Below are 8118 nucleotides of genomic sequence, written 5' to 3'. Positions count from 1 at the left end.
TTGCAGCGCGTCGCCCAGGTGCAACCAGGTGCCGGCCTTGGTGCGGGAGAATCCCAACTGTAGGGAGATCTCACCGATCGCGGCTTTGTCGGCGGCGCCCCGCACCCTCATCTGTTGGGTGGTGCTCAACGACACCAGCATGTCCTCATACACCGACCGGCCCAACCGATAGGCCGCCAGCAGTGAGCAGGCTTCGTGTTGGCGGCTCGCCCGCAGATGATCACGCGCGCCAGCACCGACAACCGTCGATGCCGCCGAGGTGATCGCCGCATCGGCGGCAGCGGGATCAGAACACACGAACACGACAGCGAGGCCTTCACAGATCGACACCGACAGGACACCACCAACATCTGCCCGTCATCGGAAACGACAACCCGCATCACCATCAACTGACAACAGCGTATCGGGGAGCACCGACAAGAACCGGCACCCGGGGATTGTTCGCCGCCGTAGTCTGGCGAGGTGACCACCGATCCCGAGAACCGGCGCACACGACTGGTCGAGGACGCCTACCGCCTCGCCGACGAGCTCCTCTTCCCGGCAGCGCCGGAGGTCGACCGTACCGGCGTGATCCCGGCCGGTCACTGGCACGCGATCGCCGACGCCGGACTGTTCGGCATCGCGGCACCAGAAGAATCCGGTGGTCCTGGCCTTGAATTCGCCCAGGTCATCGAGATCATGGAGGTGATGACCAGCGGTTGCCTCACCACCGCGTTCACCTGGCTGCAGCATCACGGCGTGGTGATCGCCCTGGCAGGCACCACAAACGGGGCGCTGCGCGACGAGCTCTTCGAGGCCACCACGTCCGGGCGGCTGCGTGCGGGGGTCGCCTACGCCGGCGTGGTACCCACACCACCCCGGATGCGGGCCACCCGCGTCGATGGCGGGTGGCGCTTTGACGGGTATGCGCCGTTCGTGAGTGGTTGGGGCATCGTCGATCTGCTGCAGGTGTCCGCGCGCGACGTGGCCACCGACGACGTGATCGCCGCTATCCTGCCGATCGAGCCGGCGCCGTCGGCCATCGGCGTCACCCCGATCCACCTGGGCGCCGCCGACGGGACGCACACGGTGTCACTGAAACTCGACGGTCTCACGGTTCCCGACGACCGAGTGGTGAGCCGGGTGAACCTCGATGACTTCTTCGCGTCGCAGAACATCGGCGTCCGGATCAACGGCACGCTGCCGCTCGGGCTGCTCCGACGGTGCGCGGCACTGCTCGACATCTCCGGCCACACCGACGCCGCCCGCGCCCTGCGCGAACGCGGCAGCGTCGCGCGCACCCGACTCGACGAGGGCATTCCCGATGCGGCCCTGCTGATCTCGGCCAGGGCCGAAGCAGCCACGCTGGCGCTCGACGCCGCGGCCGCGCTGGTGGCCGCCGACGGCGGACGCGGACTGCTCCGCGGCAGCCACCCCGAGCGGCTGGCACGCGAGGCGGTGTTCACCCTCGTCGCGGCCAGCCGTCCGCAACTGAAAGACCTTCTGGTGGCACGTTTCAGCTCCGGTTGAGGCGAGCGGGATAGTCGCGGAGGAACATCGCCTCCACGATCGCCATGTTCTCGATCTCGGTGGGGTCCACACTCTCGTTGGGTGCGTGGATGAGGCATAGCGGTTCCTCGACGCCGAGCAGCATGATCTCTGCATCGGGGAACGTCTCGGCGAACACGTTGCACAACGGGATCGAGCCACCCTGCCCCTGCAGCACGACGTCGGTACCGTAGGCGGTCGTCATCGCGTCGACCATCGTGTCGAAACCGGCTCCTGAGGTGGAACCCGTGAAGGGCGACCCGTCGGCCTCCCGCTCGAAGGACACCTTCACGTGCCACGGGGCCGCATCCTCGAGATGTGCGATGAGCGCATCCTGCGCACGACGGGCGTTCATACCCGGCGGCACGCGGAGGTTGATGCGCGCGCGGGCTTTTGCCTGAATGGCCGCCGACGATCCGACCACCGGCGGGCAATCGATCCCCAGAACGGTCGCAGCCGGACGCGCCCAGACCATGTCCGACACCCGTCCCGAGCCGACGAGGTCGACGCCGTCGAGCACGGTGGCGTCCCGCCTGAACGCGTCGACCGGATAGTCGACGCCCTCCCAGACCGCATCGGTTGCCAGGCCGGTGACCGTGGTGTTGCCGTCGGCATCCCGGAGGCTTGCGAGCATCGCGATCAGCGCCGCCAACGCATCCGGTGCGGCACCCCCGAACATCCCGGAATGCATTGCCGACGAGAGTGTTTCGACGGTGACGACAATGTTCGCGATGCCTCGGAGGCTCGTGGTGAGGCTCGGTCGTCCCACTGCGAAGTTGCCTGCATCGCAAACCAGGATCGCGTCTGCCCGCAACAGTTCGGGGTTCTTCGGCACAAAATCTTCGAGACCGCCGGTGCCCTGCTCTTCGGACCCCTCACCGATGATCTTGATGTTCACCGGGATGTCGCCGTCCAGTGCACGCAACGCGGTCAGGTGGGTTGCGATGTTGCCCTTGCAGTCGGCCGCCCCGCGTCCGTACCAGCGACCACCCCGCTCTGTGAGCGACCAAACCGGCGAATCCCATGCGGCGTCGTCCAGCGGAGGCTGCACATCGTGGTGGAAATACAGCAGAACGGTCGGCGCGTCATCGGGCCCGGCGAGGGTGCCGGTGACCGCCTTGCTCCCATCCGACGTCTCATGCGCCGCAACCTCGGCCAACCCGAGAGAGGTGAAGGTCTCCTGCAGCCAGTCGACCATCTTGTCGCACTCCTCAGGCGGCGACTGCGCCGGATCGTGGACCGAGCGGAATCCCACCATCTCGGTGAGATCTGCCTGAGCCTGCGGCATCAGAGCACGGATTCGTTCGCGCAAGGCTTCGTCACTCATCGCTGTCCCTCGATCTCGACTGTTGTTTCCAGGCTCTCATGACTTTCCGGTCTCGTCTGCAGTCCCGGCATCCCGGCCCGGCCGCGGTACAGGTCGCCGCCAGCGAGACCCACCTGCGCGAACCCACGCCTGCGGATTCCGCGTGGATCATTGTGCGTAACGCTGATCAGCGATGAAATCCCGGACGTTTGAGATGTTCTCCGGGCAGTAGACCTCGACGATCAGCCGAAGTCCTTCGAACACGTTCTGCTTCAAGATGATCGGTCGAACGTAGAATTCACCACCCACGCCGATCTGCGTCTTCAGTTGCCCCAGCTGCGCCTCACTCCCGGCTGCTGCGCACACCGTGCCGCCGTCGTCGCCGAGAACCTCGGCGACCTGATCCACCGAAAACGGTGTCGCCAGCCCGTTCGCCTCATACGAGGAGATGAGACTCGTCGCCTTGGCACGTGCCTCGGGACTGTTGCGGTCGTAGTCGAAGCTGACCAGCATCACGATCAGCAGTACCGCCAGGACCGCGCCGACCGTCCAGTAGATCGCCTTGGGGCTCATGCCTTCTCCTCCTCGGTCTCGACCGGGAGATGCCAGCTGGGTTTCCGGAACGCGATGAGCGCTGCCGGGATGATGAGGCCCAGGAGCAGGATGCCGCCGCCGACGATCGCGACGAACACCCATGGACTGCCGCCGCCGAATTGTGAGGGCGGCACGAAGCTGATCGCGATCGCGGCGACCGACGAGAGGAATCCGACCGCGCACAGCAGCGGCAGGGCGGGTGCGCGGTATCCGCGGGGGTGGTCGGGGGCGATCTTGCGCAGCCGATATGCGGCGATGAACAACCACAAGTACACGAGCAGATAGACCGACGTGGTGATGGTCATGAAGATCCAGTAGGCGTTCGACACCGCAGGGACCAGGGCGAACAGCAGTGCGAGCACGGTGGTCACCCAGCCCTGGACGACCAGGATGTTCTGCTGGACACCGACTTTGTTTGTCTTCTGCAGGTAAGGCGGCAGATACCCACCGTCTTTCGCGACGAGCAACAGACTCCGGGACGGACCGGACAGCCAGGTCATGAATCCGGCCAGGGACGCGATCACGATGGCCAGCCCGATGAGAGGCACGAGCCATTGCAGGCCGAAATGCGCGAACACCACCTCGACGGCCTGCATCACCCCCGCCGTGAGACTGATCTGGTCGGAGGGCACGACCCACGAGATCGCCAAGGGTGGCAGGATCAGGATCACCAGGACGAGCGCCACCGCCACGAACATGGCGCGCGGGAACTGTTTCGCCGGCTCCTTCAGCTCGTTGACGTGCACGGCATTCATCTCCATGCCCGAGTAGGCGCCGAAGTTGCTGACGATCAGCACGATGCTGGCGATGCCGGTCCAAGCCGGGAGCAGATGACCGCCGGTCATCGGCGCCGCCGACGGGTTGCCCTGGAGCAGGTAGATGATGCCGAGCAGGACCAGCAGGGCGCCCGGGATGAGCGTGCCGATCAGGACACCGCTCGACGCCAGTTTGGCGATCACACCGATACCGCCACGCAGCGCCAACAGCACACCCGACCAGTAGACGACGATGATCACGACCGCCGTGAACACCCCGTTCGACGCGAGGTCCGGATTGATCACGTAGGCCAGGGTGCTCGCGACGAAGGACAGCAACGTCGGGTAGTAGAAGATCGTCATCGCGAACTGATGCCACGCCGCGGCGAAGCCCATGTTGGGCGAGATCCCCTCGGTGACCCAGCGATAGACACCGCCGGACCACCCGGACGCGAGCTCCGCCGACACCAGTGACGTCGGGATCAGGAACAAGACGGCGGGCAGCACATACAGGAACACACAGGCCAGCCCGTACACGGCCATGGTCGGGGCCGGCCGGAGACTCGCGACCGACGACACCGTCATCAGAGCGAGCGCCGTCCAGGTGATGTAGTTCACCGGCCGTGGGGTGGCAACCGTAGCGGCTCGTCCTGTGGTCGCGGAATCGTCTTCTCCGGAATGCTCACCCATCCAGCACACTCCTACACCGAGAACCGCCGCCGGCGACGGTTCGTTGAGAGAGCCCAGCATTGCGACACTCGCACCTGTCCTGCCGCCACGCCTCACCCTCCGCGGGTGAAATATCCCGGCACCGCTCCCGAATATGGTGAACGAGCCCTCCGACACACGACCCGTTCGGCAATTGCCGTTGTGTTGCATGCTTTTTGGGGTCGACCAGTGGGTGTCACGGCACCGGCGACGAGGAACCACACACACACCTCATCCCCCACGGATGATGCCCCGACGACGGCCGGTGGAGGACCATCAGCAAGGGGAATCGGACCCCGGACCATGGCGGCAGGTGGACGTGAGCGCAGAGGAATACGAGTTCGTCGTCGACGGGACGTTGTCGGACCGTGCGATCGCATGCTTCCCGGAGCTGACCGCCGACATCGATCACCGACACACGACCACCCGACTCACCGGTGCGCTCACCGACACCGCTGCCGTCCGGGGAGTGATGGCCAGAATCGACACCCTGGGACTGGTGCTCCTGGAGTTTCGCGTCCGCTGATCGCCGTTGCGGCGCAGTTCAGATCAGCCCGGTGGAACGGGCCACGCTCACCGCGTCGCGCCGTGATCCGACGCCCAGCTTCCGGTACACACCCCGCATGTGTGTCTTCACCGTGTTCACCGACACGGACAGGAGCTCGGCGATCTCGCCTGCCGTCTTGGCCGACGGGAGCATGCCCAACACCCTCATCTCGGACGGGGTGAGGTGTGCGTGGTGGACCCGGTCACGCCTGGTCGCCAGCGACAGGACCCGATCCGCGAGGCCGTCGAGATGCCCGAAGGTGCCGGCATCACGCGCCAGGGCGTCCGTCACCGCGGCGCCTGCCTCGACCACCGGTGCCACCACACCGGTGCGTTCCGCGACGCCGAGTGCCGCATCCAGCGCCAGGTGTGCGGCACGGGTCTCGCCCAGTTCGCACGCCACCGCTGCCTCCAGCGTCCACACCGACGACGCGGTGTGCGGATGCAGACCTTCCACAGCACGGAGGACCGGGGCCAATGTGCGGCGAGCCGACTCCCAGCGGCCGTGAAAGACCTGGACCGCAGCGGAGGCGAGTCGAACCTCGGGGCGAGGTCCGAATGAGCGATCCGCGATGGCGATCACCTCGCTCACCCAGTCCGGCCGACCGACCTCCAGGCACATGTTGGCCACGCTCGTCAGCAGCACACACGACGGCACCGGGGCGGTGTCGTCGGCCAGCATCACCGCGAGGATTCGGCGTGCACGGTCCGCCGACGCATGGCGTCCGGCGGTGCCGTCGAAGGTCGCTATGAGGTCGCTGAGCTCTGTCAGAGCACCGACCGCGTCCGGCTCGTGCAGCTGCCCGATGAATGGCAGAGCAGCGGAACCGGCGGTGTCACCAGAGTCACCCAGTAGGTAGTCGGCCATCGCCACCATCGAGGCGCACCGCGCGATCTCGTACGCCCCGATGGGGTGAGTGCGAGTCAGCGACATTGCCTGGACTGCAAGGGTTTTCATCGACAGTGCGTCACCCCGATACCAGGCCAGGGCCGCCAGTTCGGTGCCGGTCCGTACGCGCAGGGACGGCCGCGCGGCCCCCTCGGCCAGGGCCAGCGCCCGCCGAAATCGACGCTCTGCCGAATCATGTTCTCCCACTGCACGCCATCCGACACCGGCTGCGATCAGTCCGACGATGGCGAGATCCTCCGTGGCGTCGGCCGGCGGATCATCCAGCGCCGGGATCAGTTCCGCCACATCGCGGACCCGGAGCCGGGCGGACACCTGTACCAGCAGCGTCCGGTACAGATGCACCATCGAGTCGCGCTGCGCGTGGGGACGACCGAGCGCAGGAGCAAGGGTCACCGCGTGGTCTAGATGAGTCGCCGCACGATCGAGATCGTCGGTGTCACACGCGATCAACGCGTGCAGCAGCGGCAGGACAGGGCTGGTCGACAGTGCGGTATGAGCGGAGTCAAGCAGTGCGAGAAGTTGATTCAGGTCACCGTCGATCGCCATCGGCAATCCACACTCGAGGAGTGTCGCCTCTAGCACTCGGTCATCGTCAAGGTCGAGTGCGAGCCGGATTGCGGTGCGGTTGCGTCGGTTCCGCACAGACCAGGCGATTGCAGTCGTGAGGATCTGTTCCCGTGCGGCGGGTTGTCGAGTCCGCAATTCCCCTCGCAGATATGCACGGACGATACCCGGGTACGTGTACGACCTGCTGACCGAGGCGGGATCGACCGCGATTACCGGGAAGTCGTGGTCGACCAGGCCGCGGAGTGCACGAGCGGCGTCGACCGCGCAGATCGTGTCGGCGAGGTCCACCTCGAACTCGGGCAGGACCGCGGTCGCGGATACGAAGTCGAACAGATCTGCCGGCAACGCGGTGATCAGATCACCGACCAGATAATCGGAAACCGGTCGTGGGGATCGCTCGAGTTGGTCCAGCGCGCCGGCGATGTCGGTTCTCCCGGCGAGGTGATTCGCCGCGACCCTGACCAGGGCCGCCCATCCGCCGGTCAGGAACAACAAGCGCTCGGCCGCGCCGTCGGTCAGCTCGGTGTGCTGACGGAGCATCACGTCGCGTATCTCGGCGGCCGTCAATGACAGAACATCCTCACCCAGCCGTGTGAAACGCGCGTCACGGGCGTACCGATGCCACGACATCGGCGGATCGTGTCGCGCGATCAGCACGACGGCGACATGCGCCGGCACTGCGGCGATGAAGGTGTCGAGACTGTGCACTCCGACGGGGTCGGTCAATCGGTCGACGTCGTCGATGATCATGACGACCGGCCGATCTGATCGTGCCAGCCCCTCCTCGAGTCGTTGAGCCGTGTCGGCGAAGTCCGTCGACGGTCCACCGGGCGACAATTGCCCAGCGGCCCATGCCGACCGGGTATCCGCTGCCTCGAGCCGCTCGTGGCACCGACGCCAGATCCGTTCCATGGATTCGGCGGGCGAGACAGCGACCTCGACGGTAGACACGTCCCGTAGCGTGCGGACCCAGCCACCTACCGCCGAGGTCTTGCCGGTGTTCGCCGGGGCACTCACCAGGACGATCGGTCCGTGGCGGGAACCGTCAGCGGGGTGTGCGGTCGACGCGATCGCCTGATCGAGGAGTGCCGAGATCCGCGGACGCTCGGCGACGAACGGACCTGCTTCGGCACCGTGGACGTCCGTGACACCGGCCGACATGCGCTCCACGACACACCCTTCTGCGTTCCCCCATCCCTCATCAT

At 66.3% G+C, this 8118-nt stretch carries 6 protein-coding genes and 1 pseudogene; 2 read left to right on the top strand and 5 right to left on the bottom strand.

Annotation, left to right across the window (positions count from 1 at the left end; genetic code table 11):
- Positions 1 to 330, bottom strand: a pseudogene (locus tag IDF66_RS14510) (HNH endonuclease signature motif containing protein); the annotation flags it as partial.
- A 132-nt stretch (positions 331 to 462) separates the two neighbouring features.
- On the opposite strand from IDF66_RS14510, the gene IDF66_RS14505 reads away from it, so the two are divergent.
- A complete protein-coding gene (locus tag IDF66_RS14505) occupies positions 463 to 1509 on the top strand; it encodes an acyl-CoA dehydrogenase family protein (RefSeq protein ID WP_190267372.1) in 1047 nt (348 codons plus the stop codon).
- On the opposite strand, the gene IDF66_RS14500 is transcribed toward IDF66_RS14505, so the two are convergent.
- The 3 genes from IDF66_RS14500 to IDF66_RS14490 all read right to left on the bottom strand — a co-directional run bounded on the left by IDF66_RS14500 (position 1496) and on the right by IDF66_RS14490 (position 4800).
- Complete coding sequence (locus IDF66_RS14500) at positions 1496 to 2854, bottom strand: dipeptidase (protein WP_164310406.1); 1359 nt, start codon at positions 2852 to 2854, stop codon at positions 1496 to 1498. The genes IDF66_RS14505 and IDF66_RS14500 overlap by 14 nt on opposite strands.
- A gap of 147 nt (positions 2855 to 3001) precedes the next feature.
- Entirely contained in the window at positions 3002 to 3406 is a 405-nt protein-coding gene (locus IDF66_RS14495) for a hypothetical protein (protein ID WP_190267371.1), read from the bottom strand.
- Positions 3403 to 4800, bottom strand: coding sequence for an APC family permease (locus tag IDF66_RS14490; protein ID WP_317628701.1), 1398 nt, complete (start codon positions 4798 to 4800; stop codon positions 3403 to 3405). The genes IDF66_RS14495 and IDF66_RS14490 overlap by 4 nt, the downstream gene beginning before the upstream one ends.
- A gap of 409 nt (positions 4801 to 5209) precedes the next feature.
- On the opposite strand from IDF66_RS14490, the gene IDF66_RS14485 reads away from it, so the two are divergent.
- A complete protein-coding gene (locus IDF66_RS14485; protein ID WP_190267370.1) occupies positions 5210 to 5416 on the top strand; it encodes a hypothetical protein in 207 nt (68 codons plus the stop codon).
- Positions 5417 to 5434: 18 nt separating this feature from the next.
- Here IDF66_RS14485 and IDF66_RS14480 read toward each other — a convergent pair whose 3' ends face one another.
- Entirely contained in the window at positions 5435 to 8074 is a 2640-nt protein-coding gene (locus IDF66_RS14480; protein WP_223309693.1) for a LuxR C-terminal-related transcriptional regulator, read from the bottom strand.
- Between the last annotated feature and the right edge of the window lie 44 nt (positions 8075 to 8118).

The sequence above is a fragment of the Gordonia hankookensis genome, assembly GCF_014673215.1.
Classification (GTDB): domain Bacteria; phylum Actinomycetota; class Actinomycetes; order Mycobacteriales; family Mycobacteriaceae; genus Gordonia; species Gordonia hankookensis.
This window is presented reverse-complemented; position numbering and strand designations above follow the sequence as displayed.

Excerpts from the sequence above, each read along its gene's own strand:
- IDF66_RS14500 (WP_164310406.1), bottom strand. The coding sequence starts at position 2,854 with ATGAGTGACGAAGCCTTGCGCGAACGAATCCGTGCTCTGATGCCGCAG.
- IDF66_RS14495 (WP_190267371.1), bottom strand. The coding sequence starts at position 3,406 with ATGAGCCCCAAGGCGATCTACTGGACGGTCGGCGCGGTCCTGGCGGTA.
- IDF66_RS14480 (WP_223309693.1), bottom strand. The coding sequence starts at position 8,074 with ATGTCGGCCGGTGTCACGGACGTCCACGGTGCCGAAGCAGGTCCGTTC.